Genomic DNA, 24,934 nt, shown 5'->3' with positions numbered 1-24,934 from the left:
CCCGGGAGCCAGGCTTTCCTGAGACTGTGGCGACGGGCGCTGCAAAATGGCCTCATCTGCTATCCGTCAGGCGGGAACGTCGATGGAGTGGCAGGCGACACAATCATCATTTCCCCCAGGTATAACGCGACAGACGCGGAGTTAAGCGAAATCGCCGACAAGCTTGGCAAGTCGGTGCGAGAGGCCCGATGACATTGGAGCCGCCTGATGTCTCCACGCAAAGCCATCATTACTTGCGCCATCACAGCCCTATCTGCCCATCAGCGAGGACGACATTGTTTCGCAGGCGATCGCGGCGGCTGATGCCGGCGACGGTCATTCACCTTCACGTCCGTGACCCCGTGACGGGTCGCCCGAGCTCCGATGCGGAACGGTTTGAACGTGTGGTGGGACGCATTCGCGCCGGTTGCGACGCTCTGCCTAGCATCACGACCGGCGGCAGCGCGCCGGCTCCGACCTGAACTTTGTTCCCTCGATCTGGCACGATGAATTTTTCGCTGCACCCGATGGCATTGACGGAGCGAACCTGGACACACTCGTGGGAGAAGCCGTCCCTTGAGACCATGAAGAGCGGCTTCTTCGGAATACTTTTGCCGATATAGAGAGAATAATTGGTGAACTGGCAGACCAGTTCGGCACGCGCTTCGAGTTTGAAGCCTATGACGGCGGGCATCTCTACAACTTGGTGCATCTTCTGGACCGCGGCCTTGTCAAGGGCAGGACGTTTGTCCAGTTCGTGATAGGAATCCTTGGGGGTTCGGAGCGGATGCCGACAATCGTTCAGGCCGCATCGACATCACCGGTGTTCTTCCTCTCAATTCTCGCCGGACCATCGCCGATCCGCGGCTGGCGCCCTAGCCTGCCACTCCTGCCGCGCCCTGCTGATGTGGGGACGATCTTGCTCGCTGGCCAGCAGCGTTTTTTTGACATTCCTGATGAGCCAGCGCGAGATTGAGGCGGGGGAATCTGGACGCCTGCAGCAGCGGCCTGTTCAGCGGCAAGCTTCGGCATGGTGATGTCATCCTTCTCACAAGGCCAAGTAGGAACGCACAACGCGGGTCGAGCTTGGAATGGCTACCGCCCCCGCTGACCGGGGGCGAGCCTCTCGGTTCGATAGTTCCTCATAGGATCACGACGAATGAGACCGACTCCCCAAAATATGCCGCTGTCGCATGCCGTCAGCGACCAGCCTCGACACCCGCGATTCAGAGATGCCGGTGCTTTAGCGCCGGGATGCTGTGCTAAGAGCGACGAAATTCCGGCCCTCCGGCAATCTGAGTTTCATCTGAAAACCAGATGGCCGCAATACACAGACTGAATTTGACGTGAACCCCGCGGCATTTGAAAATCAACTGACCAATTAAAGAGCCGAATCGCAGACGGGAAGATGAGCGCTTTGGGAGTAAGACCTATGCAATCATCTATTGATAAGATCGTCGAGGGCAAGCTCAAGGAATTTTCAATTCCAGGTTCGGCAGTTGGACTCGTGCACGATGGCAGGCTTGTTTGGGCGAAGGGGTATGGATGGGCAGATGTGACACGCAGCGTTCCGATGACGCCCAAAACCATCATGAATATCGGCTCCGTGTCCAAGACTATTACGGCAACAGCCGTGATGCAGCTTTGGGAACACGGGTTAATTGACCTGGATGCGGATGTCAGTAGGTATCTTCCCTATCAGGTCGTCAATCCGAAACACCCATCGCTGGCCATCACAGCACGGCGGCTCCTGAATCATCGCTCGTCAATCCGGGACGGGAAGTCTTACTCAGACAGCTACGCCTGCGGCGATCCGACGGTTGCTCTTGGGGACTGGCTCGAGGCATACCTAACGCCAGGGGGGATCTATTTCGACGCCAACGACAATTTCCACGGGTGGGCGCCCGGCAAACTCGATCCGGATCACCCCGGCGGGTATTGCAATGTTGCTTATGGCCTGCTCGGCCACCTTGTCGAGTGCGTAGCTGGCGCGCGCTTCACCGATTATTGCGCCGACCACATCTTCACCCCCTTGGGCATGAACAGCACTGGCTGGTATGTGCGCGATGTTAATATTAACCGGCATGCAGTTCTCTATAGCAGGGGTACCAAAGAAAAGTGGGAGGGAGGCGGGCAAGCATTTTCCTCCCGATTTGCAGTTCCTGGCTTGACAATTGATGAGGTTGCGCCGGAGGGCCGCGTGGCGCTTTGCCTCTACAGTTACCCCACCTATATGGAGGGACTAGCGCGCACGAGCATTGAGGAACTGTCGCTCTTTCTCGCCACCTACGGAAACCGAGGCGGAAATCTGTTGCTGAAAGAGTCAACCATCGACGTGATGCTCTCTGAAGTCCACGATGGTCGCCCCCTCTGCTGGCACAAATTCATCCTTGAAAATGGTGATGTTATTTGGGGACACACTGGCGGCGATCCTGGTGTCAGGACGTTTATGGGCTTCCGTGAAAAGGACGGGACTGGCGCGATCCTCTACTTCAATGGAGACGACATTGGTGACAGCAGAGAGGTCCTTATCGAAAGCCTTTTCTGCAGTGCGAGCACCCTTTAACATCGCTTCCGCCGTGACCGTTGGGACGCACGCTATTTCACGAAAGCTATCAAGAACTACGTGTTGGTTTAATAGGGTATGCTGGTGCCCCGGCTTGAGCGCATCGCGCATCGATCCGGCGATTCTGATTCGCTGGTCGACCTTGCGATGTCGAACGTCGCGTCTGGCCGGTGGATCAGGAAGCTTTTGAGAAGTGCGATGCAGAGACTGCGCAATCATTTGCCACAGGGCCTTGACGACGCCCGCCAAAAAAGCTCAGGGCCTGCACCTGCCCTCCGATCCAATCCGGCAGCTTCTGGACTGAGCCTGAACGCAAGATTGGGCAGCAACACATTGAACTTGGTTTTTCAAGAAGCCTTGCGGAATGGTCAATGCGGACAACCTGGTCGCCGACGCGCTGGAAGCCGACTGGAACGCACGGCTGCGTGACCTGGACGCGCTCCAGCGCGAGCACGAGCGCCAGAACGAGGCCGACCGCTCGCTGCTGGACGAGCCAGCGCAGGAGCGCATCAAGGCGCTGGCCGCCGATTTCCCACGCATCTGGAATGACGAGCGCACCGGTGCCGTCGAACGCAAGCGCATGCTCGGCCTTCTCATGGAAGACGTGACGCTGCTCGTCGACGAGCAGGTCAACATCCATAGCCGCTGGCGCGGCGAGGGCATGCGAGCCTGTCGGTGACCAGACCGCGGCCAATGTCAGTGATACGCAAGACGCCGGCACAGTCGTGGCGATATTGAACGAGCTGCTAGAGACCGCCAACGACCAGCAGATCGCCGCCCGTCTCAATGAACTCGGGCATCGCAACTGGCGCGGCGAACTCTTCACGCTGAAGAAGGGTCATGCTCGTGCGCCGCACCTATGGATTGAAGACCCGGTAGGAACGGCTGCGGGAGAGCGGCATGCTGACTGGCGAGGACGTAGCCCAGCAGCTCGGCGTGTGCGCCTCGACCCTTCACCAACTCGGGCGAAAGGGCATTCTCAAGCGCCATCGATATGCCACCAACCATCGATTACCTCTTGAACCGCCGGGCCAATGTCAGACTCGAAAAAGGCGCCGGCAGTCGATATGGTGGTCGTCCGCCCAGATTAATTGCCGCTCAACAACTCCAAGAAGGTGCATCGTGATGCCTGCTCCTTGGTCGGTGGCTCGATGTCGTTCGTGGCGCAAGCGTGTTCAAAGGCATGGGCCCAGAAGCGCTCACCGTTTGCGATGGCCTCCTTGATCAATGGCACGGCTGAACCGCAGGGCGAAGGCGGCCTTCGACCTGCCGAAGAACGCCGCCACCAGCCGCACCTATTCCGGCATCAACATCCTGATCCTGTGTGCCGCGGTCATCGAGCGCGGTTACTCGGCTAGAACTGGCTGACCTTTCGGCAGGCGCTTTCCTTTGGCGGCAATGGCAGGACGGGCGAGCACGGAGGTCTTCAGCCGGGGAAAGGGCCCAGGATACCTCATATCCACAATCCAAACCGCTCTGAGTTATCTCAAAACCAGATGGCAACGATACGCAAACTGAATTTGACGGAGGTTGTGGCGCGACGGAACATAGATTGAATGAATGCTCCTCTCAGTATTCATCTAACCGATAAGCGTGATAACGGCGCGACCGGACAAAGGGGAATGAGCCATGGCAATCTCTCGACGTGAAATGATCAAAGCGGGTTTGGCCGCCGGAGCGGCTATATCGATTCCCTCAGTCCTGAGGGCACAAACAGCACCAACCGACGCGCGGACGGTCCGCATGGTGATGGGCGACCTCAGCACCTTCGATCCGATCGTTACGACGGCTACTATGACCGGCAATCATGGCCTTGCGATTTACGACATGCTGTTTTCGCTTGATTCCAAATTGATTCCACAACCGCAAATGGTGGGGAAGTGGGCCGTTTCCGATGACAAGAAAACTTATACGTTCGAGCTGCGGGATGGTCTGGGCTGGCATGATGGCACCCCCGTCACCGCGAAGGACTGTGTCGCCTCGATCTGTCGCTGGGGCGAGGTGCCTTCTGGCGGAAAGCTGATCGTGGAACGGGCCAGCGACATCTCGGCGCAGGACGATAAAACCTTGATCATCTCGCTCAGGGAACCGATGGGACTTCTTATTGAAATCCTAGCGGGAGCGGTCACGCCGGTCTTGTACATCATGCGCGAAAAGGACGCGAATCTCGCTGCCACAGAGCAGGTGACCGCGAACATCGGATCGGGGCCGTTCAAGTTTAACCATGCTCTTGCTAAGCCGGGCGCCAGCTTCACCTACGACCGCAATGAAAAGTATGTACCCCGCCACGAGCCGACAGACGGGTTCGCGGGCGGGAAGGTCGTCAACGTCGATCGCGTTATCTGGGAAAATATCACTGATCAGCAGACCGCCGTTGCGGCCTTGCAGTCGGGCGAGGTCGATTTTCACTTATTGCCACCCGCCGATCTTTACCCAGCGATTGAAAGCGACACTAACCTTGCACTGCAGGTTCTTAACAAGGCGGGCGATGTATATTTCATGCGCATGAACTGCCTGCAGAAGCCGTTCGACAACGTCAAGGCACGCCAAGCAATGCTTCACCTGATCGATCAGGAGGCATTTATGCGTACTTCGTTTCCCCCAGAATACACCCGCACCATCACTTCGTTTTTCGGAAACCAAACGCCCTATACCAACGACGAAAATACAGGGTGGTACAAGAAGGGCGGTGATCCGGAAAAAGCCAAGCAGCTCTTCAAGGAGGCGGGATATGCCGGCGAAAAAGTCGTCATCCTGCAGCGAACGGACTGGGCGGAGGCCGGCAATTGTGCGCAGCTCTTGGCGGTCACTCTGCGCAAGATTGGGGTCAACGCCGAGCTTGCCCCGGGCGATTCGGCCTCAAATGGCGCCCGCCGAAGGAACAAGGGCTCCGTTGAGAACGACGGCTGGAGCATTTTCATCACGTCCGAGTCCGATTATGAGCGCAGCACTACGCTCAGTAATCCCACTCTGACCGCGAATGGCGAGCAGGGTTGGTGGGGGTGGCCGCAGAGCGATGAATACGAGGCTCTTCGGGCAAAATGGGCGGATGTCGAAACACTCGAAGAGCGCCAGGCACTGGCGCGCGAGATGCAACGTATACAGTGGGACATCGCGGGCACCGTTCTACTGGGATCAGTTCTCTCGCCAATCGCGCGCCGCAAGACGCTCACTGGTCTCATCGAAATGCCGTCGCTCACAGCGATGTGGAATATGCAGAAGGTTCCGGCCTAGTGGCTGCCTACATCCTACGCAGATTCGTTTCGACCATCGCCGTCATGGCGATGGTCGGGATCTTCATATTCCTGCTTCTCAGGCTGGCTCGCGGCGACCCGGCGGCCATGATCGCCGGCAGAAATGCCGCTCCGCAGCTGATCGCCAGTATCCGAGAGCATCTGGGCCTGAACGACCCCATGCCGGTTCAGTTCATGCGTTGGGTGCGCGACATGCTCGGCGGTGATTTCGGCACCTCGATCTTTGCCGGGCGACCGGTCCTCGACCTGATCTCGCAGCGGCTTGAACCGACCCTTTCGTTGTCGATCCTGACGATGATCCTGTCCGTGTCCGTTGGGGTCTCCTTCGGCATTCTTGCCGCGTGGCGATCTGGCGGGCTGCTCGACCGTCTCCTCGCAGCCTTTTCGGCAGTTGGTTATTCCGTCCCGGTCTTTGTCATCGGCTATTTTCTCATATACTTCTTCGCCATCAGGACACACTGGCTGCCGGTCCAAGGATACATCCCTTTAAACCAGGGTCTCGGGCCTTGGTTTGTGCACCTGATCCTTCCCACCGTGGCCTTAGGGCTTGGCTACATTGCATTCATTGCCCGGGTTACACGGGCGAGCATGCTCGAGGTCCTGTCGGAAGACTATATGCGAACGGCCGCCGCCAAGGGCGCTTCGTCCTATGCCATGCTATTCCACCACGCCTTGAAGAATGCGGGTGTTCCGATCCTGACCGTTATCGGCATAAGCTTCGCTTATCTGATCGGCGGCGTCGTCCTCACGGAAACGGTGTTCAACATACCCGGTATCGGTCGTCTGGTCGTGGATGCAATCAACAACCGCGACTATCCGATCATACAGAGTGTGCTCATCCTGACTTCGGGTTTGTACGTCCTTATCAATCTCACAGTCGATCTGGCCTACACCTTGATCGATCCCCGGATCCGGTACTGATATGACCCTTCTTTCCGCACCGGTTGAGGCCGTGCCGATTGGTCGGCTGCAGCTATCCGATATTCCGCGTCTGGCTAGGCGGCACCCGCTGGTTCTGGTGGGCGGCAGTCTGTTGGTGCTCCTGATCGCTCTGGCGATTGCCGCCCCTCTTTACGCCGGCGATCCAGTGAACATGGATCCGTTCAAGCGCCTTCAGCCGCCGTACGCCGAGATGTGGTTCGGGAGCGACAATCTGGGCCGGGACGTGTTTGCGCGAACGATCTTCGGCGCCCGCATCTCTCTTGTGGTCGGGCTGCTGTCGGCGGCGTGTGCGGCTCTTGCGGGGCTTCTGATCGGAATCGTCGCAGGCTACAGCCGCAGCTTCGACAACGTGGTCATGCGGGTCATGGACGGCCTGATGTCGATCCCGACGATTCTGCTGGCGATCGCGCTCATTTCTCTGACCGGGCCCGGCATCGGCATCCTCATCGTCGCCATCGCGGTCCCAGAAACGCCAGCTGTCGCGCGGCTGGTTCGTTCGGTGGTTCTGGGTGTTCGCGAGCGTCCCTACGTGGAGGCCGCACTCTGCGGCGGGGCGCGCCTGCCCAAGGTGCTGTGGCGGCATATCCTGCCGAGTACCATTCCGGCGCTGATGGTCCAGGGCGCTACCGTCTGCGCCAGTGCGATCCTGACGGAGGCGGGGCTGAGTTTCCTCGGCGTGGGCGTGCCGCCCGAGATTCCGAGCTGGGGCAACATGATTGCCAGTTCGCGCCTGTATCTTGCCATCGCTCCAATGACGATCTTCGCCCCCGGTATCTGCCTTGCCGTGACGGTCCTTGCTGTCAACCTGCTCGGGGACGGTTTGCGCGACCTGTTCGATCCCCGCGCCAAGAAGAGGCGCTAACATGCAGATGCATCAAACTGCAGGGAACGACGTGCTTCTCGATGTCCGAGACCTAGAGACGCATTTTTACGGCGAAGAGAGCGTCACCCGTGCGCTCAGCGGCATCAGCTTTCAGGTCAAGAAAGGCGAGACACTTGGCGTCGTCGGTGAATCGGGATGCGGGAAGAGCGTCACCGCTCTCTCTATCCTTCGTCTGCTGCCGAAGCTGACCGCCAGGACTGTCGGCGGCGAGGCCCGCTTGCACGGACGCGATCTCCTTAAGCTGTCCCATCGGGAGATGCGAAAGATCCGCGGCAACCAGATCGCCATGATCTTCCAGGAGCCGATGACGAGCCTGAACCCCGTTTATACGGTCGGCCACCAGATTGCGGAAGCGGTGCAGATCCATACCAAGGTCTCGCGGACCGTGGCCATGGCAAAGGCCGAAGAGATGCTGCGTCTCGTCCGCATCGCGGATCCGGAACGGCGCGTCTGTAATTATCCCCACGAAATGTCGGGCGGCATGCGCCAGCGCGCCATGATCGCCATGGCTCTTGCCTGCTCGCCGGAATTGTTGATCGCCGACGAGCCGACGACCGCGCTTGACGTCACGATCCAGGCGCAGATCCTGCGGCTCATTGTCGATCTGAAAGCGCGCACGGGAACGGCCGTCATGTTCATCACGCATGACCTGGGCGTTGTAGCCGAGACATGCCAACGCGTGATCGTGATGTATGCCGGCCGGATCGTGGAACAAGCTAACGTGATAGATCTGTTTGCGCGTCCCGCACATCCCTACACCCAGGGCCTCATGCGATCGGTGCCAGATCCGCGGCGTGGCCGCCAGCGCCGCCTTCCGGAAATTCCCGGCATCGTCCCAAACTTGCGCGAGCCCAATGTCGGCTGCAGCTTTGCACCACGCTGCCCGTTCGCGATCGATATTTGCCGCGAGAAGACACCCATCCTGCGTGATGTCGGGCCGAGCCACGCCGCAGCTTGCTGGCGCGCCGAAGAGGTGATGGGCGCATGAATGGTCCTTTGCTTAAAGTCGAAAATCTGACCAAGCATTATCCGCTCGGTGCTGGAATATTCAAGAAAAGCATTCCGGTGATCCGGGCGGTGGAGGATGTATCCTTTTGCGTCGAGGCGGGCGAGACACTCTGCATCGTCGGTGAATCGGGCTGCGGAAAGTCGACTGTCGCGCGGCTCCTGATGCGGCTCGTGGAGCCGACGGGTGGGCGCGTGCTGATCGAGGGAACCGACATTGCTGGCCTCAAGAAGGACGCGCTTCGCGCCTGGCGCCGTCGCATGCAGATGGTCTTTCAGGATCCTCACTCGTCGCTGAACCCACGCCTTACCGCCGGACAGGTCATCACCGAGCCGGTCGAGAATTTTGAGTGCCTCAGCAGGAAGCAACGCCAGGCACTTGCCGCGGAGCTTCTGCGTAAGGTCGGAATGTCGCCCGAGATGATGCACAGGCTACCCTCCGAGCTGTCGGGCGGACAGCGCCAGCGGCTCGGCATTGCGCGCGCACTGTCACTCAAGCCTTCGCTCATCATCGCCGACGAAGCGGTGTCAGCCCTCGATGTCTCCGTGCAGGCGCAGATTCTGAACCTACTTCTGGATCTCCAGCAGCAGATGGGCATCGCCTTCGTCTTCATCTCGCATGACCTCGGCGTCGTGGAGCATATCGCGCATCGCGTTGCCGTCATGTATCTGGGGCGCATCGTGGAGCTCGCCCGGAGCGAGGCGCTCTTCGAGAATCCAGTCCATCCCTACACCGAGGCGTTGATCGCGGCAGCTCCGGTGCCGGATCCGACGCGGGTTCGGCTGGAGGTGCCGGTCGAGGGCGAGGTGCCGAGCCCCATCAACCCGCCGAGCGGGTGCGCCTTCCATCCGCGCTGCCCGCTCGCAGTCGAGCGTTGCCGTGCCGAGATACCGCCTTTGGTGCCGATGGCTGACGGGCGCCTCGTGGCCTGCCACGTGCGCGCTCCGGCCACAGGCCAGTCTGCTGCGGCGGCCAATTTCTCGGCTGCAACGGTTTCGGCGATTAGGAGCCCATAAAAATACAAGACAAATCTAACGCTCCCATGGTCGAGTCGTATTTGGTAGTCGATATTTCCGGCCCTCTCCATGAACGTGGGCGGCAGTATGGCCGCGAGGCGCGCTGGTCGCAAAGGGAGCATCGCAACCTCTCAGCTAAAGGAGCGCTTGTGGTGCGAGTGGCGCGGCGACGCTGGTAGAGCTGGGGGAACAGGAATGACAAAGGCGAATGGATTCGGTTATAAGCAATCAGCCTACTGAGGAAGATATGGAGAAAAAATTACACGACAACGGTTGTGATCCAGCCCGACGTGCTGATGGCTACGATACGGTCGGCTCGATCGAAACTAATGTTGCCGACGGCTTCACGATGGTCGCAGTCGGTGACCTCATCGTATCCCGGGCTCTGATGGAAGGCCGGCATCCCGGCATCCACGCCATTGCCGAAATCCTTCGCAATGGCGATGCCACTTTCGGCAACATGGAATCCGTCATCTTCGACATCCGATCGTTCAAGGGAAGCCCACAAGCCGAGCATGGTGGTGCGTACCACGTCAGCCTTCCAGAGGTCGGACCCGATCTAAAGGCGATGGGCTTCAACATTATGGGGCGCGCAAATAACCATACACTCGACTGGGGCCTCGAAGGTATGCGCGCAACCGGCCGGATCCTCGACGAGAGCGGAATCATTCATGCGGGTGCGGGTGAGAACCTTGCAGAAGCCAGCGCTGCCCGGTTTCTAGAGACGGCGCGGGGGCGGGTGGCGCTGGTGTCATTTACTACGTCTTTTACGCCGATGTCCCGGGCGTGCGATCCCGCCGGCGAGGCGCCGGGCAGGCCGGGACTCTATGCCCTTCGCTTGACTGAAAGCATCGTAGTGCCGCCGACGATGCTCGAAAGTTTACGGAACGTGAGTGATTCGCTACCCAATCCCAGTCCCGACCATAAGAACCCGAACCGGCTTAGTCTCGCTGGAGCGACGTTCAAATCTGGCGACAAGGCCGGTTATAGCTACGAACCCGACGCGGGCGATGTCGCTGATATCCTGCGAAACGTTCGCCGCGGCAAGCAGTTTTCTGATTTCTGCGTCGTCACCAACCATTGTCACGAGCCCGGAAACTGGAGCCAGGAACCGCCAGATTACGAGCAATCCTTTGCGCGTAAGACAATAGATGCAGGGGCGGATGCATATGTCGGACACGGGCCGCACCTATTGAGAGGCATCGAGATCTACAAAGGCCGACCAATCCTCTACAGCCTGGGGAATTTCTTCTACGACGACCTGCGGACGCCCGTAGGGGCTGACATGTTCGCCCTCTACGGCAAGAATCCACGAACCGACACCGATGCAGAGGTGACGGTCGACGAAGAGACAAAAGGATACCCCAGGGCAGGCGGCTTTGTGGGCGCGCTCGCCGCACCGATCTACTACGAGAGCATCATCACAGTCAGCCGATTTGAAAGAAATCATCTCGCTGAATTGCGGCTATATCCAATCGAGCTGGGCTATGCCCAGAGATTTGCCAATCGTGGCATCCCGAAGTTGGTTGCCAGGTCGCAAGCAAAGGCCATTCTGGAACGCCTACAGAAGCTCTCGGAGCCATTTGGAACTGAAATTGCATTTGAGAACGACGTTGGAGTGATAAAGCTGCCCGGCGCTTCACGATGAGGCGATGCGCACTGAATCGGTCGCGCAGCGAAATGCTGGCAAGGATATCACAAAGCGTCGCCGACGCGCTTCGGGTACATCTCGAACTCCATCCTCCCGACTGTATCCGATACCTTTCGCAGGCATACGCGCGCGAACAGAGTCAGGCGGCGAAAAACGCTATCGGGCAGATTCTGCTGAATTCCCGAAGCGGAACAAGCAAGTTTGCGAACTCACCTCATCCATCGTCCGCGAGGGCCAGCGTCCCACCGGCAAGTGGGAACTTATCGTCTAGCTTTCTTCCGGCTTTTAAAATTTCACGTTCATCAATTCCGCGATCCGGTTCGACCCTGCGGCCATCTTCGCGCCCCCGGCCAGACCCCTGGGACCGCATCAGACGGCGGCACGTCTCATCCTCCCGAGCGAGCGCGCGCAGCTTGCTTCGTGGATCGGAGCAGCGGCTCCTCGATCAGGTCAGGCAGGCCTTCGGCGAGCTTGCGGATGCGATCCTCGAAGCTTGCGGCACTGGCCTTGCCAAGCTTGAGCCCGAAATTGCGCAAGATCCCCCGGATGTCGTTCTCGATGGCAGTCGCCTTGTCCTGCAGCAGCTTGCGTGCCGACAGCAGTGCCCGACGTTCTGGCTGGTTAGTCTAGCGTCTTCACATGCATCGGGCGGAACAGGTTGACCCGCATCATCTGGGGAATGCCGCGGGCGTCAATGTGATCGGTTTTGTCCGGCTGGGCCTTTAGAAATGGTATGCCGGGTCTCGACAGATAACCGAGCGCAGCATCTCAACCAAGCGTCGTCACCAAAGATCAAAAGATCAGGCTCCGCGCCGAATTCACATCTGGAAATTGAGGGCTGGGGTGCACCAGATCAGCCCGAAGAAGGTGCGCCAGCACAGTCGCGTCGATCGTGTCCGTCTTGATCTTGGCGTCGGCGATCGCCTTCACCTTCAAGGGGTACGCCAACACAACGCAGATGTGGTGGAGCCAGTCGTACATCGCCATCCCAGTTGCGCGTGGCTTCCAGAACGGCATGAGAGTTCTCACAATATCGTTCTAGAAACGAGCCGAGAGGGTGACGGTCGTTCTTCACCCGGTCCGGACCGCAGCATCTTGCCAGGTGAATCCTGCACGACCAGTTGGCCGTAGCTTTTGTGATATCGAACCCGATAGGGTCGCTTTGCTTTCCGTCCTCGAGTTCTTCAAAACCCAGGAACGATAAGCCAATCGGCACAGGGCGTGACAGTCCCGCGATCATCTGGTTGTTGAGCAATCCGGTTCTTCCAGTAGGCGACACCTCTTTCATGCCTCCGATGCTGGTGCCGTAGCCAACCGGCATGGGCTTCTGAATTCCTCAGCAAAGGATACGCCATGAAGATACGCGAGTTGCTGGTGCGCAAGCTCGCCGGCGAGGTGCGTATCCCGGCCAAGAGCACCGTTCAAGTCGTGCTCGATCGTCATGTGTGAGCCAGGCCCGCAAGAGGAACCCGGCGAACAAGGCCGTGGGCACCCAGCTGCCAGAGGGGACGCAGCCAACGATCTATGGGGCGCCGTTAAAGCAGCGGCAAAGCCCCCCAGAATTTATCCAGCAGTTCCCTGAGTTGACCCTGACCAGCAGCTCGCCACTTTCTTCACGTGCGAATCCAACTCTTGCAACAGATCCTTCGAATAAAATTTACAGGATCTTTGCGACCGCAAATCGCTGACGATGATACGCTCACGGCAAGGTCTGAGTCAGGCACGGCTGAAAAAGTAGATGACGATTCAAACTCGTACCGCCACACAGGACGCAATGTCGGGGTTAAAGCCAATGGCAAAAAGAGCACTCATTATGGTTGGAGCGTCAATGGGTAATGGTCCGCTATACATCCAAGCGGCCCAGCGTCTTGGTCTTCATCCAATTACCCTGACGGCGGATCCAACTCAATACGACTATCTTGCGGCGAAGGGGATCGAGGCAATCCGTATCGATACAGACAATCTCAATGCGCTGATCCACGAATGTTCGCGGCTGCGTGCGACCTATGACATTGCCGGCATTACCGGGTTTGCGGGCCTCGATGAGTCGATTCCTGCGACAGTTGGCAAGCTCTGCCGACATTTCGGTCTACCGGGACCGAACCCCGCATCCGTTGAACGGTGCTGCGACAAATTCACTCAACGTCAGCTCCTCGATGATGCCGACGTTCCAATACCCGCTTATCGCTTAGCAGCGAATGCGACGGATGCAGAACGGGCTGCCGCAGAGATTGGCCTGCCGGTTGTTCTGAAGCCAGCCGTAGGCATCAGAAGCATCGGTGTCCGATTGTGCCGCAATATCGATGAGTTGGCCGAACATACGACCTATCTGTTGGGCGGGAAGCATATATGGCGGTCTTCGCCAAGGATAGTGGTCGAAGAGTTCGTACAAGGCCCCCTTTATGTCGCTAATTTAATGGGAACTGAGGTCATTGGAATTAGCGCCTACGAGTTCGGCCCGCCACCGTATTTCGTCGTTCGTGAGTGCACCTGTCCGGCCCCGCTGATTGATGATGAGCATCAACGTATCGGCGATGTTTCGCTGAGCTGTCTGCGAGCTCTCGGCCTTGGCTGGGGGCCATCGAATATTGAATTCCGCTGGACGAAGGGTGGCCCAGTCGTCATTGAGGTTAATCCGCGTCTTGGTGTTGGGGAACCTGAACGGGTCCGACTGGCTTACGGTGTCGATCTCGTCACCGAGCACATCAAGCTTGTCATCGGCGAGGAATGGGATTTGCGCAAAAGGCATTCGCAGACTGTGGCTTCGCGGTGCTTAGTTCCTGATCGCGATGGCATTCTCGATTGGATCGAAGGCGGCAGCCGGGCGGCCGCCGTACCAGGTGTCGTCGAGGTCAAATTTATTGTTGAACCCAAGACGCCGATCGTCAGGAAAGGCGATAATGGAGACTACATCGGGCATGTCATCGCCGCTTCACCCAGCCGTGCTCAGACCGCGGCGATACTTCAGCGTGCCGTAGACTTAATCGCTTGGTCGATCACACCATTTCCGACCCTTGGCGAATAGGAAGGATATGCGGTCTCCTTGCCGCCTCCGCACCAGCGCAGGTAGTCCCAGCTTGTCGCCGCGTCCGGGAAACAATTCAGGCTTACCACCTCCGATGCGCGCAGGCCGGCGGCATAGGCGGTGGTCAACGCGGTGCGTGCCTTCAGTGGTGGCAGCGCCCCGAGAAAGCGCACCACCTAGTCTGGGCTCAATATTGTTGGCAGCTTGCGCGGCGTAGGAATCCGCTCGGGAGTCTCCACCCATCAAGCGTCACGAAGCCGCAGGGCTGGCTGTTTCCGGGCCAATGCCGCCATCTTCGAGCGCTGCGTCGAAACTCGCTCCCGACTGTCGCCCGTCGACGTCGTCATTCTCGACAATCTCGGCTTCTAAAAGAACGAGGGCGCCGCTCAACTGGTTCGCCAATGGGGCGCCTGGCTCCTGTTCCTGCCGCCATAATCGCCCGATCTCAACCCATCGAGCTGGCCTACTCAAAACTCAAGGCGCGCTGCGAAAGAAGGCGGCCAGAACTTTCGACGCTCTCTGCGAAGCTCTCGGCGACGATATCTGCCATCTGTTCGAGCCAAGTGGATGCAGAAACTTCTTCAAGGCTGCCGGATATGAGGCCAATTAATTACGACAGACTTAACCCAAGCTGTGTCCTGATCGGCCGGTCACAATATAGGACACGGCCGAACGAGACCTGCATGAGGATCAGCGTGGGCAAATCCACGAAGAGCAAGCGGAATTCACTGGGCAGTCGACACGCTCTGCGTCGTCATTTCCGACAATGTCAGACATACAACGTAGCAGCATTGGAGCTATGCCGTTATTTTTCAAATAGATTTCTGGTTGGCACGGCACATGTATTCGGTATTCGCAGAACGTCACGGGCCAAGGAGAAGACTTTGTCTCAAACCAATTTGCAAGTCTATTCGGAACGAGTGCTCTCGTTTTTAACCGCCGACGCTATCGGGGATGCGCAATCGAATACCGGCGAACGCGTGGTCAGAGATCGATAGAGGCTTACGGCCCCATCTTGCGCTACTTCGAAGGTACGCACCTCATTCGCAGCTACGCGCCCTTACCCGCCTTGACTTGGGCTGTCTTTGCTGGCGCATCTCTCCAATGGATGGAATTTCACATGAATCTGGAAACAGAACGTTTATTCATGCGCCCAGTTCGTACTTGGGACGCCGAGGCCCTGCATTGTCTGCACTGTGATCCGCTGGTATTCAAATTCATGGAGGGAATTCCGCCAACCCGGGAAATGTCTGATGCTTGGCTGTCCCTCTATCTTCATGACTGGGAGACCCACGGGTACGGATTCTGGATGGTCTATGAACGAAAGGCTAATGGCGATTTGCGCTTTGTAGGCAAGTCCGGGCTGCGCCGCTTCGGTGAAAACGACATTCAAACCGCATGCTTCCTGTTCGGAGCCCGGTGCGGTCAGGGGATTGGGCCGGAAAGCCTTCAGCCGGTGATCGAATTCGCCTTCGCAACCCAATCTATCGATCGGTTGGTCTCTCTCGTACGCTCCACGAATATACGAGCGCTCAAAACGAGAACCCCAATGGGCTATTCCTACCTTGGGCCGGTTGTATTTGATGGAAAGAAATATCAATTCTTTGAATTGCGCCGTCCGCGAAAGTGAAGCTCAGCAAACTGCTGCGCTTCGGGCTCAAGTGTCTCAGTGTCAGGCCGACGAACCGAATGCTGTCAACGGGACGGCGGAGCCGCCGGCTCCCGCCGTGGTGAGCTGGATGTGTTATCTCTAGGTGTTTGATCCCAGGCTTTGATGGTTCATCATTGTCGTCCGGATCAAAGGATGCGCTATGGGCCAGATTCTGCATGGGAGCGCCACAACGACAGAGGCGATCCGTCGAGCGATACAGCATAGTCATGTCTGGACGGCGCCCGCCGATCAAGGGTTTATTTTCGGCGATGGGGTGGTCGCGGGTGCGGTCATGTCTCCGGCCTGTTGCTGCGGTTTAATGACCGCACCCGCGACCACCCCATCACGTCATTGTCACCCTCGATTCCGGATGGCGGCCTTAGCCGATGCTCCTGTTACGCCGGCGTGCCGACATAATGTGTCTCGTCGCGCATGAGTGCGAAGGCAATACGGGCGAGTTTGTTGGCGGTCGCTACGGCGACAAGCCTGAAGGGCTTGGTCTCCATCAGGCGATCCGCCCAGTTTCTCAACACATCGCCGGAACGCTTGCGATGGAACAGAACAGCATGAGCCCCCACCACGAGCAGCTTTCGCAGATATCGGTTTCCCATCTTGGATACACGCCCCAGCCGTTCCTTTCCGCCTGAGGAGTTTTGCCTTGGTGTGAGCCCAAGGAAGGCGGCGAATTCGCGCGGGCCTGAGAAAGCCGAGATATCCTGGACGCTCGCCGCAAGCGCGGAGGCAGTAACAGGGCCGATGCCGGGAACGGTCATCAGGCGGCGTGCCGTTTCATCGGTCTTGGCGAGGGCCAGAATGGCCTGATCGCTCTGCCTGATCTCGGCATCGAGTTCGCTCAGTTGGCGCACCAACGGCAATAGTGCCGAACGCACCGTCGCCGGGATCATGTCGTTGCCCTCGATGACGAGGATAGCCAAGGCACGCGCATTGTTCGGTCCCTGGGCGGCGATGATCCCGATTTCGGCCAGATGGCTGCGAAGGGCATTGAGCAGCTGAGTGCGCTGGGCCACCAGAAGTTCGCGGACCTTGTGATGCATGAGCGCCGCCTGGTTCTCGACCGATCGCACCGGCACAAAATGCATTGACGGGCGCGTCACCGCCTCGCAGATCGCTGCTGCATCAGCAGCGTCGTTCTTCTGACGACGCACGTAAGCCTTCACATAGGCTGGCGGCATCAGCCGCACGTCATGGCCGAACTTCATGAGTTCGCGAGCCCAGTGATGGGCCGACCCACACGTTTCCAAGCCAATGAGGCAGCATGGCAGGCATTCGAAGAATGCCAGAACATCCTTCCGCCGCAGCGCGCGGGTCGTGACGACACGGCCGGCGGCGTCGATCGCGTGAACCTGGAATACGTGCTTGGCCAGATCGAGGCAAACGGTAACGACAGCGCTGAGATCGGTGTTAATATTGCCCATGGACGGTGCTCCTTCCAGATGAGTGCTCGACAGCAGCCATCTTGGCACGCCTCTCACGAGGATGATGCCGTTGCGGGCGCCGTCCATCCCATCAAGCGAGCCTGAGGAAGCTTTCGAAGCGCTACGGCATCAATCCTAAGACGGTCGCTAAGTGGAAGAAGCGGAGTTCGACCGCCGATCACCGGCCCCAGGGAGCCGAGATCGACGATTCTGTCTGTCGAGGAAGAGGCTGTCGTTGTGGCCTTCCGCCGGCACACGCTGCTGCCGCTCGATGATTGCCTCTACGCATTGCAGCCGACAATCCCGCATCTGACACGTTCTTCATTGCACCGCTGTCTGCAGCGCCACGGCATCGGCCGATTGCCGGATGTCGAAGGCGACAGGCCGGCGAAGAAGAAGTCCAAGGCCTATCCGATCGGCTTCTTCCACGTTGATATCGCGGAGGTCCGAACCGAGCAGGGCAAGCTACACATGTTCGTCGCCATCGACCGGACCTCGAAATTTGCCTTCGTCGAACTGCACGAGAAGGCTCCGACAGCCATTTCCAAAGAGTTTCTGCTCCGCCTGATCGCCGCCGTCCCTTACAAGATCCTGCTCACCGACAACGGCATACAGTTCACCACGCCAGGAGCTGGCGGTTCGGCCGTTCCACTGATCAAGGAAGCGATCGCAAATGGCGAGATATTCCGGGCTCATGCCTTCGAACTCGCCTGCGCCAGGAACGATATCGAACATCGAACCACAAAGCCAAAGCATCCTTGGACCAACGGCCAGGTCGAGCGCATGAACCGCACCATCAAGGACGCTACGGTCAAGCGTTTCCACTACGACGATCACGACTAACTGCGTTCCTCTCCCGGAGTTTTAGACCCCATGTTCGCAGGCTGCTGTCGGCGCAGCTGCGGGTTAGGATGACGTCGCAGCTTCGTAGAGAAGCCCTCGCAAATGATGATCGCCCCGCCGGGATATGTGGCCATCATAGTCGACCTCTCCCGATTGGTATCGTCGGGTCGTCAGTCCAAGCCAGGCGCCGACGAGGCGAGATTTCTTGAAGTTGTCCGGCTCCTCAATGCGGTCACGAACGAAGTCGCGGTGATTGCGCCGACACCGGCGATCGACACGAGTATTTGACACGCTCGGCCTTGACGCGCACCAGCGACAAGCTGACGCCCGAGTTCCGCGGCCCGAACGCGCATGTTGCGCCAGGCTTCCAGCCTCGGCAGCACGATAGGAGGCCGTCCTGGTCGACAAGGAGATTGCGGACTTTCCTCTCGAAGGTGCTTCCTTTGCCGGCGGGAACAAGCAGTCCGAATGTCTTCATGAGCCCTCGGATCTGGTTTGAGAGTTCGGTCGTGATCCTGACCAGCCTGGTGCGTGCCGCAACGAGCGCGCGCGTCAGCATGCTGTCGAAGCCTTTCACTCGCACTCACGAAAGAACCCTACTTCTGCAAGATGCGCCAAACCGTCGGCATCGTTCGCGTCGGTTTTGTTCGCGGCCATGTCGAGCGCTGCTTTGGCATGACGAGCATCGATGCAGATCGCCTGCAAACCCTCTGCGCGCAGCGCATGATAGAACCACACCGATAGAACACGACGCGCTTTGCGGCCGGCGCCCGCTTGCGGACAAGCTCGGCAATGACCTTTGGATCAGAGGCGCACCTCCCACGCCAGACGCGCTTGCCTTCACGTCGAATGGAAACCGCTGTCTCTTTCATCGAAACATCGAGGCCGATATAGTCTTCCATGGCTGTTCTCCCTGAGATGCCTGGGCCCGGTGCGAATCGTGAGCCCGTATTCCATCCTGTCGGGGAACAGCCACCCACTTCCATAGCTAAGACTTGGGAAACCGATTACCCCATGTATTCGGCTAGCCCCACGTCTTGAACGGATGTTTGAGGTGCTGCGCTTCGAGCTGATGATAAAACGTGGTCTGCGTGAACAGCCACAAGCATCAGGAAAGCAAGCGCAGCATGAAGCATTATGCCGGACTGGACGTCTCCGTGAAAGAGACGGCCGTTTGCATCGTGGATGAAGGAGGCCGCATTTGCCGAGAGATGAAGGTCGCGAGCCATCCGGACGATCTTGTTGAGGCGTTGAAGAACCCCGCCTGGAATTTGGCCCGGATCGGGCTTGAAGCTGCTCCCTTATCACAATGGTTGTTCAGTGGTCTGGCGGGAGCCGGACTACCTGCATCTGCGTCGAAACCCGTCATGCGAAGGCCTTTCTCAAGGCGCAGACCTGTCGTTGCGCTGGCTTTCAAGGCTACAGTCGACATTCCTGCCCACTTCAAGAATGCGAAGGCCGTAGGCCGGCTCTTGGGTTAACGCCGCGCTGCATCAATCAGGCGAGGACAATCGCGTCGGGACGTGTTTCCCTGTGCGGTGACTCCATGATGCGAACGCGACTTTATGAAGCCGCGCAAGTCTTGCTGACGGTGGTGAAAAAGTGGTCATGGCTGAAAGCTCGGGCGATGAACGTCGCTAAGCGCCGGGGCCGACAAAGAGCGACCGTTGCCCTTGCTCGCAGATTAGCCTCATCATGCACAGAATATATGGTCCGATGGCAGTGAGTTCCGCTGGGCGCGAGAGGAAGCGACGGCGGTGATATAGCCGGTCCACCAAACGAAAGGGAGAACATCCGATAACGAGATTCGACAGGGGCGGATGAATGTCCTTCGCGGGACGGAGGATGAAGAGAGGACGTGCCGGACTTCGGTTTGCTTCGGGGCTTGTTTTGGGCCGCGAGGAACGGTCGATCATGCCGGCGCTTCCCTCGACCCGGAAGCGCTCCACCCAGCGCGCCACCACCCCGTATGTTCGCGCCGCATCGGCTTTGGAAAGACAGCCTTCAACAACGTCGCGGGCTATCTCCTCTCGACGCAGCGGCGTCAGACGGGCGTTCTGATGGATGTTCATTCGGTCCTCCGAGAATCACTGAAGCTTCGACAACCTCAGCTTTCCCGGCTTGGACCGGATGGACAACCTACTGAAAGCTCACAGCTAGTTCGCTCAGTTGGCGCACCAACGGCAACAATGCCGAACGCACTGTCGCCGGATCATGTCGTTGCCCTCGGTGACGAGGGTATCCAAGGCGCGCGCGTTGTTCGGTCGCTGGGCTGAGATAATCCCGATTTCGGCCAGATGGCTGCGAAGGGGTATTGAGCAGTTGGGTGCGTTGGGCAACCAAGTACGAGTACCTTTTGATGCATGAGCGCCGCCTGGTTCCCGACCGATCGCATCGGCACGAAACGCATCGAAGGGCGCTGTCACCGCCTGGCAGATGGCTGCTGCATCAGCCATCGTTCTTCTGGCGACGCACGTAAGCCTACACATAGGCTGGCGGCATCAGCCGCACGTCATGGCCGAACTTCATGAGTTCGCGAGCCAGTGATGGGCCGAGCCACACGCGTCCAAGCCAATGAGGCAGCACGGCAAGGGTTCGAAGAACCGTCAAAACATCCTTCCGCCGCAGCGCCCGGGTCGTGAGGACGCTGCCTGCGGCATCGATCGCCTGAACCTGGAAGGCATGCTTGGCCAGATCGAGGCCGATCGAGGCCAATAGTGGCAACAGCACTGAGATCGGTGTTAATATTGCTCATGGACGGTTTCCCCCAGATGAGTGCTCGACAGCAGCCATCTTGGCACGCCTCTCACGAGGATGATGCCGTTACGAGCGCCTGTCCACCTCATCAAGAGAGACTGAGAGCGCTGGCGAAGCCCTGGGGCATCAACCAGAAGAAGTTGCCAAATGGCGGGAACGGACCTCGGGTCGTCCGCACTGTGTCTCTTTCTGGCCATATCTTCGCTCCGCCATCGCGTCGAAAGCCATACCTCAGGGACGATCGGGCAGGCCAGGAAGGTGCCGGTCATCTCAAAACGCGATGGTTCCGTCCTGGACATTATATTGGCGAACCCAACGCTAAATGGCACATAGTTGGCAGGTAGCCGTGGAAGTGCGTCGCCCGTCAATGGCTCTGGAATGAATCGAGCGAAACGAAGTGCAGATCAAAGATGTCCTGCTAGCGCCTGGCAACGGCGCATTTTTCTATGACGATCAGGAAGCCATTAGGTCCGGCGCAATCCAGGACGGCTTTATGTATGTCGGCGCACCGACGACCCCCGGGTTCAAGTCCATTCGTATTCCGGCATCTTCGCTCAGCATCGGGCTCGTCCTTGCGGACGAGACCGTTGTTTGGGGTGACATGATGAACGTCCAGTACGCTGGTGCCGGTGGACGCGATCCTCTGTTCGACACTAACCAAATCTCAGATCTAACGTCATGCGTCGTCGCGCCGAGGCTTTTTGATGTCGATGCCTCTCGGTTTATTGATTCTTGCACGAGGGTTTTTGAATCCGTCGAGCATTTGCGGATACCTCTGGCTATTGAATATGGCGTGAGCCAAGCGCTTCTTCGCGCAGCCGCCCACCTTCAGCGCAAGACAATGGCGGAGATCGTATGCGCCGAGTTTGATCTGCCGCTACCCACGTGCCGCGTCCCAATTTACTGCCAGAGCGGCGATGCTCGCGAAATCAACGTTGACAGAATGATCTTGAAAGGCGTGGACATTCTTCCCCACGGCCTTATCAACTCTCGGCAGAAATTCGGCACCGACGGCCAGACGTTCATGGATTTCGTGAAGTGGGTTGCAACGCGTACGCGCCAAATCGGTCTCCCGGGGTATCATCCGGTGCTGCATTTCGATGTATATGGCTGGATCGGCCTCGAAATCGGCTTGGAGCCGCAACGGATCGCCGACTTTATCTGCAGGGTTGCCGAGAGCGTTCCGGGTTTCGCGCTCAATGTCGAGTCTCCTGCGGATTTTGGTTCGACTCAAGCGCAAATTGAGAACTACGCGGAGATCGTGTCGATTTTGGACAACCGCGGTTCCAGAGCCCGCATTGTCGTGGACGAGAGATGCAATACGCTTGAGGATATTCGGCTCTTTGCCGAAGCGAAGGCTACGCATCTGGTCCAAATCAAGACGCCAGACGTAGGCTCAATCGCCGATACGGCCCGCGCAGTTCTCATCTGCAAGGAAAACAGGGTCGGAGCGTATGTCGGAGGAAGTTGTACCGAGACAGATCTCTCCGCCCAGGCTTCAGTGCACATTTCGGTAGCGACCCAGGCCGACATGATGCTCGCAAAGCCGGGAATGGGGGTCGACGAGGGATTTTCCATCGTCGGGAACGAACAGAACCGATTGCTGGCGATACTGAACCGTCGTCGAGTTCAAGCCGATAACGTTGGATGAAAACACGGTGTCGCATGCAGAAGTCTCTTGAGGGGATCACAGTCGTTGCCGTGGAGCAGGCGGTTGCTGCGCCTTACGCTTCGTCTCGCCTTGCTGACGCCGGCGCCCGGGTGATCAAGATCGAGAGGCCCGAAGGGGATTTTGCCAGAAACTACGACAAGTTGGTGCGGGGTCAGAGCGCCTACTTCGTCTGGCTCAACCGGGGTAAGGAGTCGGTCTGTCTGGACTTGAGATCTGAGGCGGACCGCGCCGTCCTGGACACGCTCATTGCCGGTGCCGACGTATTGATCCAAAATCTGAAGCCGGGCAGTATTGAAAAATTGGGTTTCGGGTCTGCGGATCTACGTCGGCGTTTTCCACGGCTGATCACCTGCGATATCTCTGGTTTCGGAGAGCAGGGGCCGTATTCCCACTTGAAGGCTTATGATCTCATCGTCCAGGCCGAAACTGGTCTGTGTGCGATCACCGGGACGCAACAGGGGCCCGCCCGTGTGGGTGTGTCGGTTTGCGACATCTCGGCAGGCATGACAGCACATAGCGCCATTCTTCAGGCCCTCTATCATCGCGAGGTCACCGGTGAAGGCACCAGCATCCAGGTGTCACTGTTCGATGCAATCGCCGACTGGATGAACGTGCCGGTTCTGCAAAACGACTATAGCGGCTACCATACGGTACGCGCCGGCGTGAAACACCCGTCGCTGGCGCCGTATGGCGCTTACCGTTGTGCCGACGGCAAAGAGGTCATCTTTTCGGTTCAGAATGACCGGGAATGGGTAAATTTCTGCGAGAAATTTCTTAAGCAGCCGGCGCTTATACGCACACCTGGTTTCGCCGATAATATGGAGCGCCTCGGTCACCGTGCGCAACTTGATAAGATCATTGAACGGCGGTTTTCCGAACTATCCTGCCATGAAGCGATGCGGGAGCTCGAGGCGGCCGGGTTGGCATATGGCCGACTGAACGAAGTCGCGGATGTTTCAACGCACCCACACATTCGCAAGGTGCAGGTCGGAACACCCGAAGGAACCATCGAGACGATAGCGCCGGCGGCGATCTTCAACTCTGAGCGCCCGTTGCTGCGCCCCGTTCCGGCTCTTGGCGCTCATACCGAGGCTGTCCGCGAGGAGGTTCAAGCAGGTTTGCGCGCAAGAGCCGCCTCAGCATGAGCACGCCTCTTGTGGGCAAGGGGGCGCGGTCGCGACCCACAGAGTGCATACCAACCTCTCTGACCCCTTCCAGTCCCACGGCCGCCCAGCCAGCTCACTGACACAGCCCGCACTAAAACCGGCAGCAGATCTTCATGAAGCGCACCGTTCCGGCCATTGAAAGACCGATGTCCATTCCCCGCTGGAGATCGCTGCTTTTCGTTCCCTCTCATGTTCCGCGCTTTGTGGAGACTGCTCATGAGCGCGGGGCAGATGGCGTCATACTGGACCTTGAGGACTCGGTTCCCCAGGATCAGAAAGAGGAGTCGCGAAAGCGGCTTTCTGCATCCGTGGCAAAGGTGGGCCGAAAGGGCGCATCTGTCTTGATCCGTGTGAATCGTGGTTTGCGCCCCTTGGCGGCAGATCTTGATGCAGCAGTGATGGCGGGTGTTGATGCACTTGTTCTTCCGAAAACGGATTCGTCAGAATGGGTATCGGAGATCGCGAATGCGGTACTGGAACTTGAACGAGAAAGAAATCTTGTGCCGGGTCAAATCCGGTTCCTTGCACAGATCGAGACCCCAGCTGCATTGCAAAATCTCGCGGCCATTGCGTCGGCCGATCCCAGGATGATTGCAATGGCGCTGGGCCCTGAAGACTTCAGTGCCTCAGTTGGTGGTGCCCCGGAACTCGACCTTCTCTTGACGCCGAACCTTTCCGTTTTGTTTGCTGCTCGTGCCGCAGGCTTGCTACCGCTTGGCTTCGTAGGAAGCATCGGCGAGTTCTCAGACACGCATAAGATTCGTGAGGCCGCGGCTCACGCGCGGCGGCTTGGCTTTGTCGGAGCTTTGGCGATCCACCCGACCCAGGTGGCCATATTCAATGAGGCTTTCTCGCCAAGCGAGCAGGAACTCGAGTGGGCCCGTCGTGTCGTCGCGGCGCAAAACGATACCTCGGCGCAGGGCAGAGGTGCTTTCGCCTTAGACGGAAAGATGGTTGATGCACCGGTGATTCGAAGGGCCCGTGAGATAATCGCCATGGGCCCGAAAGCCTAGCTGGGCGTCTGTCCGTTTTTGAAATTCACGGATGGGCATTTCAGCGAAGCAGATTGCCCATGGCGACGAGGATC

Annotated in this window: 18 protein-coding genes and 9 pseudogenes; 19 read left to right on the top strand and 8 right to left on the bottom strand. The window is 58.5% G+C overall.

Annotated features, from left to right (window positions below):
* Positions 1–188: 188 nt before the first annotated feature.
* The 11 genes and pseudogenes from MESAU_RS32470 (at position 189) to MESAU_RS28030 (ending at position 11,294) form a co-directional block, all read left to right on the top strand.
* A complete protein-coding gene (locus MESAU_RS32470; protein ID WP_081285656.1) occupies positions 189–461 on the top strand; it encodes a 3-keto-5-aminohexanoate cleavage protein in 273 nt (90 codons plus the stop codon).
* A gap of 137 nt (positions 462–598) precedes the next feature.
* Positions 599–955: a 3-keto-5-aminohexanoate cleavage protein gene (locus MESAU_RS32465; protein WP_081285657.1), complete on the top strand. Its 357-nt coding sequence runs from the start codon at positions 599–601 to the stop codon at positions 953–955.
* 456 nt (positions 956–1,411) lie between these two features.
* Entirely contained in the window at positions 1,412–2,545 is a 1,134-nt protein-coding gene (locus MESAU_RS28065; RefSeq protein WP_013533426.1) for a serine hydrolase domain-containing protein, read from the top strand.
* A 364-nt stretch (positions 2,546–2,909) separates the two neighbouring features.
* Complete coding sequence (locus MESAU_RS32080; RefSeq protein ID WP_245262917.1) at positions 2,910–3,224, top strand: hypothetical protein; 315 nt, start codon at positions 2,910–2,912, stop codon at positions 3,222–3,224.
* Between the two features lie 569 nt (positions 3,225–3,793).
* Positions 3,794–3,966: pseudogene (locus MESAU_RS32075) on the top strand (ArdC-like ssDNA-binding domain-containing protein); the annotation flags it as partial.
* Positions 3,967–4,174: 208 nt separating this feature from the next.
* Positions 4,175–5,779, top strand: coding sequence for an ABC transporter substrate-binding protein (locus tag MESAU_RS28055; RefSeq protein ID WP_013533425.1), 1,605 nt, complete (start codon positions 4,175–4,177; stop codon positions 5,777–5,779).
* Positions 5,779–6,720, top strand: coding sequence for an ABC transporter permease (locus MESAU_RS28050; protein ID WP_013533424.1), 942 nt, complete (start codon positions 5,779–5,781; stop codon positions 6,718–6,720). The genes MESAU_RS28055 and MESAU_RS28050 overlap by 1 nt, the downstream gene beginning before the upstream one ends.
* Before the next feature lies 1 nt (position 6,721).
* Positions 6,722–7,603: an ABC transporter permease gene (locus MESAU_RS28045; protein WP_013533423.1), complete on the top strand. Its 882-nt coding sequence runs from the start codon at positions 6,722–6,724 to the stop codon at positions 7,601–7,603.
* Between the two features lies 1 nt (position 7,604).
* Entirely contained in the window at positions 7,605–8,612 is a 1,008-nt protein-coding gene (locus tag MESAU_RS28040) for an ABC transporter ATP-binding protein (protein WP_013533422.1), read from the top strand.
* A complete protein-coding gene (locus tag MESAU_RS28035) occupies positions 8,609–9,646 on the top strand; it encodes an ABC transporter ATP-binding protein (protein WP_013533421.1) in 1,038 nt (345 codons plus the stop codon). Before MESAU_RS28040 ends, MESAU_RS28035 begins: the two co-directional genes overlap by 4 nt.
* A 247-nt stretch (positions 9,647–9,893) precedes the next feature.
* Positions 9,894–11,294 (top strand): CapA family protein, encoded by a 1,401-nt coding sequence (locus MESAU_RS28030; protein WP_013533420.1) that lies wholly within the window; start codon positions 9,894–9,896, stop codon positions 11,292–11,294.
* Positions 11,295–11,646: 352 nt separating this feature from the next.
* Here the strand turns inward: MESAU_RS28030 and MESAU_RS32070 are convergent.
* Both MESAU_RS32070 and MESAU_RS32340 read right to left on the bottom strand, forming a co-directional pair.
* Positions 11,647–12,026 (bottom strand): annotated as a pseudogene (locus tag MESAU_RS32070) (IS110 family RNA-guided transposase); the annotation flags it as partial.
* Positions 12,027–12,143: 117 nt separating this feature from the next.
* A pseudogene (locus tag MESAU_RS32340) lies at positions 12,144–12,418 on the bottom strand (IS110 family transposase); the annotation flags it as partial.
* Positions 12,419–12,647: 229 nt separating this feature from the next.
* Here MESAU_RS32340 and MESAU_RS32460 point away from each other — a divergent pair.
* A pseudogene (locus MESAU_RS32460) lies at positions 12,648–12,814 on the top strand (IS481 family transposase); the annotation flags it as partial.
* Positions 12,815–13,089: 275 nt separating this feature from the next.
* A complete protein-coding gene (locus MESAU_RS30655) occupies positions 13,090–14,322 on the top strand; it encodes an ATP-grasp domain-containing protein (protein WP_015319220.1) in 1,233 nt (410 codons plus the stop codon).
* 77 nt (positions 14,323–14,399) lie between these two features.
* Here MESAU_RS30655 and MESAU_RS32060 read toward each other — a convergent pair.
* Both MESAU_RS32060 and MESAU_RS31380 read right to left on the bottom strand, forming a co-directional pair.
* Positions 14,400–14,561, bottom strand: a pseudogene (locus tag MESAU_RS32060) (tyrosine-type recombinase/integrase); the annotation flags it as partial.
* Positions 14,562–14,571: 10 nt separating this feature from the next.
* The gene (locus tag MESAU_RS31380) at positions 14,572–14,724 is read right to left on the bottom strand and encodes a hypothetical protein (RefSeq protein ID WP_155767324.1); all 153 of its coding nucleotides are present in this window, start codon (positions 14,722–14,724) and stop codon (positions 14,572–14,574) included.
* A 718-nt stretch (positions 14,725–15,442) separates the two neighbouring features.
* On the opposite strand from MESAU_RS31380, the gene MESAU_RS28005 reads away from it, so the two are divergent.
* Positions 15,443–15,952 (top strand): GNAT family N-acetyltransferase, encoded by a 510-nt coding sequence (locus MESAU_RS28005; RefSeq protein WP_013533417.1) that lies wholly within the window; start codon positions 15,443–15,445, stop codon positions 15,950–15,952.
* Between the two features lie 416 nt (positions 15,953–16,368).
* On the opposite strand, the gene MESAU_RS28000 is transcribed toward MESAU_RS28005, so the two are convergent.
* Entirely contained in the window at positions 16,369–17,409 is a 1,041-nt protein-coding gene (locus MESAU_RS28000) for an IS110 family RNA-guided transposase (protein ID WP_013533416.1), read from the bottom strand.
* A 101-nt stretch (positions 17,410–17,510) separates the two neighbouring features.
* Between MESAU_RS28000 and MESAU_RS27995 the strand changes: the two are divergent.
* Positions 17,511–18,249 (top strand): annotated as a pseudogene (locus MESAU_RS27995) (DDE-type integrase/transposase/recombinase); the annotation flags it as partial.
* Here MESAU_RS27995 and MESAU_RS27990 read toward each other — a convergent pair.
* Positions 18,245–19,154: pseudogene (locus tag MESAU_RS27990) on the bottom strand (IS110 family RNA-guided transposase); the annotation flags it as partial. The pseudogenes MESAU_RS27995 and MESAU_RS27990 overlap by 5 nt on opposite strands.
* 225 nt (positions 19,155–19,379) lie before the next feature.
* Between MESAU_RS27990 and MESAU_RS30645 the strand changes: the two are divergent.
* A pseudogene (locus MESAU_RS30645) lies at positions 19,380–20,018 on the top strand (transposase).
* Positions 20,019–20,126: 108 nt separating this feature from the next.
* On the opposite strand, the pseudogene MESAU_RS30640 reads toward MESAU_RS30645, so the two are convergent.
* Together MESAU_RS30640 and MESAU_RS32455 are read right to left on the bottom strand one after the other, a co-directional pair.
* Positions 20,127–20,324, bottom strand: a pseudogene (locus MESAU_RS30640) (leucine zipper domain-containing protein); the annotation flags it as partial.
* A gap of 409 nt (positions 20,325–20,733) precedes the next feature.
* Positions 20,734–20,976 carry a hypothetical protein gene (locus MESAU_RS32455; RefSeq protein WP_174361974.1) on the bottom strand — a complete coding sequence of 81 codons (243 nt, stop codon included), beginning with the start codon at positions 20,974–20,976 and terminating at the stop codon, positions 20,734–20,736.
* Positions 20,977–21,406: 430 nt separating this feature from the next.
* On the opposite strand from MESAU_RS32455, the gene MESAU_RS27975 reads away from it, so the two are divergent.
* The 3 genes from MESAU_RS27975 (at position 21,407) to MESAU_RS27965 (ending at position 24,860) form a co-directional block, all read left to right on the top strand.
* Positions 21,407–22,660 carry a methylaspartate ammonia-lyase gene (locus MESAU_RS27975; RefSeq protein ID WP_013533413.1) on the top strand — a complete coding sequence of 418 codons (1,254 nt, stop codon included), beginning with the start codon at positions 21,407–21,409 and terminating at the stop codon, positions 22,658–22,660.
* A gap of 14 nt (positions 22,661–22,674) precedes the next feature.
* Positions 22,675–23,826, top strand: coding sequence for a CaiB/BaiF CoA transferase family protein (locus tag MESAU_RS27970; RefSeq protein ID WP_172832172.1), 1,152 nt, complete (start codon positions 22,675–22,677; stop codon positions 23,824–23,826).
* A gap of 134 nt (positions 23,827–23,960) precedes the next feature.
* Positions 23,961–24,860 (top strand): HpcH/HpaI aldolase/citrate lyase family protein, encoded by a 900-nt coding sequence (locus tag MESAU_RS27965; protein WP_013533411.1) that lies wholly within the window; start codon positions 23,961–23,963, stop codon positions 24,858–24,860.
* Positions 24,861–24,934 lie beyond the last annotated feature (74 nt).

The organism is Mesorhizobium australicum WSM2073 (genome assembly GCF_000230995.2).
Lineage (GTDB): Bacteria > Pseudomonadota > Alphaproteobacteria > Rhizobiales > Rhizobiaceae > Mesorhizobium > Mesorhizobium australicum.
The sequence above is the reverse complement of the archived record's forward strand: the minus strand, read 5'-3'. Positions and strand labels throughout refer to the sequence as shown.

Bases quoted from the DNA above. Each gene is read 5' to 3' on its own strand.
- MESAU_RS32470 (WP_081285656.1), top strand. From the start codon at position 189: ATGACATTGGAGCCGCCTGATGTCTCCACGCAAAGCCATCATTACTTG.
- MESAU_RS28065 (WP_013533426.1), top strand. From the start codon at position 1,412: ATGCAATCATCTATTGATAAGATCGTCGAGGGCAAGCTCAAGGAATTT.
- MESAU_RS32080 (WP_245262917.1), top strand. From the start codon at position 2,910: ATGGTCAATGCGGACAACCTGGTCGCCGACGCGCTGGAAGCCGACTGG.
- MESAU_RS28055 (WP_013533425.1), top strand. From the start codon at position 4,175: ATGGCAATCTCTCGACGTGAAATGATCAAAGCGGGTTTGGCCGCCGGA.
- MESAU_RS28045 (WP_013533423.1), top strand. From the start codon at position 6,722: ATGACCCTTCTTTCCGCACCGGTTGAGGCCGTGCCGATTGGTCGGCTG.
- MESAU_RS28040 (WP_013533422.1), top strand. From the start codon at position 7,605: ATGCAGATGCATCAAACTGCAGGGAACGACGTGCTTCTCGATGTCCGA.
- MESAU_RS28035 (WP_013533421.1), top strand. From the start codon at position 8,609: ATGAATGGTCCTTTGCTTAAAGTCGAAAATCTGACCAAGCATTATCCG.
- MESAU_RS28030 (WP_013533420.1), top strand. From the start codon at position 9,894: ATGGAGAAAAAATTACACGACAACGGTTGTGATCCAGCCCGACGTGCT.
- MESAU_RS30655 (WP_015319220.1), top strand. From the start codon at position 13,090: ATGGCAAAAAGAGCACTCATTATGGTTGGAGCGTCAATGGGTAATGGT.
- MESAU_RS28005 (WP_013533417.1), top strand. From the start codon at position 15,443: ATGAATCTGGAAACAGAACGTTTATTCATGCGCCCAGTTCGTACTTGG.
- MESAU_RS28000 (WP_013533416.1), bottom strand. From the start codon at position 17,409: ATGGGCAATATTAACACCGATCTCAGCGCTGTCGTTACCGTTTGCCTC.
- MESAU_RS27970 (WP_172832172.1), top strand. From the start codon at position 22,675: ATGCAGAAGTCTCTTGAGGGGATCACAGTCGTTGCCGTGGAGCAGGCG.
- MESAU_RS27965 (WP_013533411.1), top strand. From the start codon at position 23,961: ATGAAGCGCACCGTTCCGGCCATTGAAAGACCGATGTCCATTCCCCGC.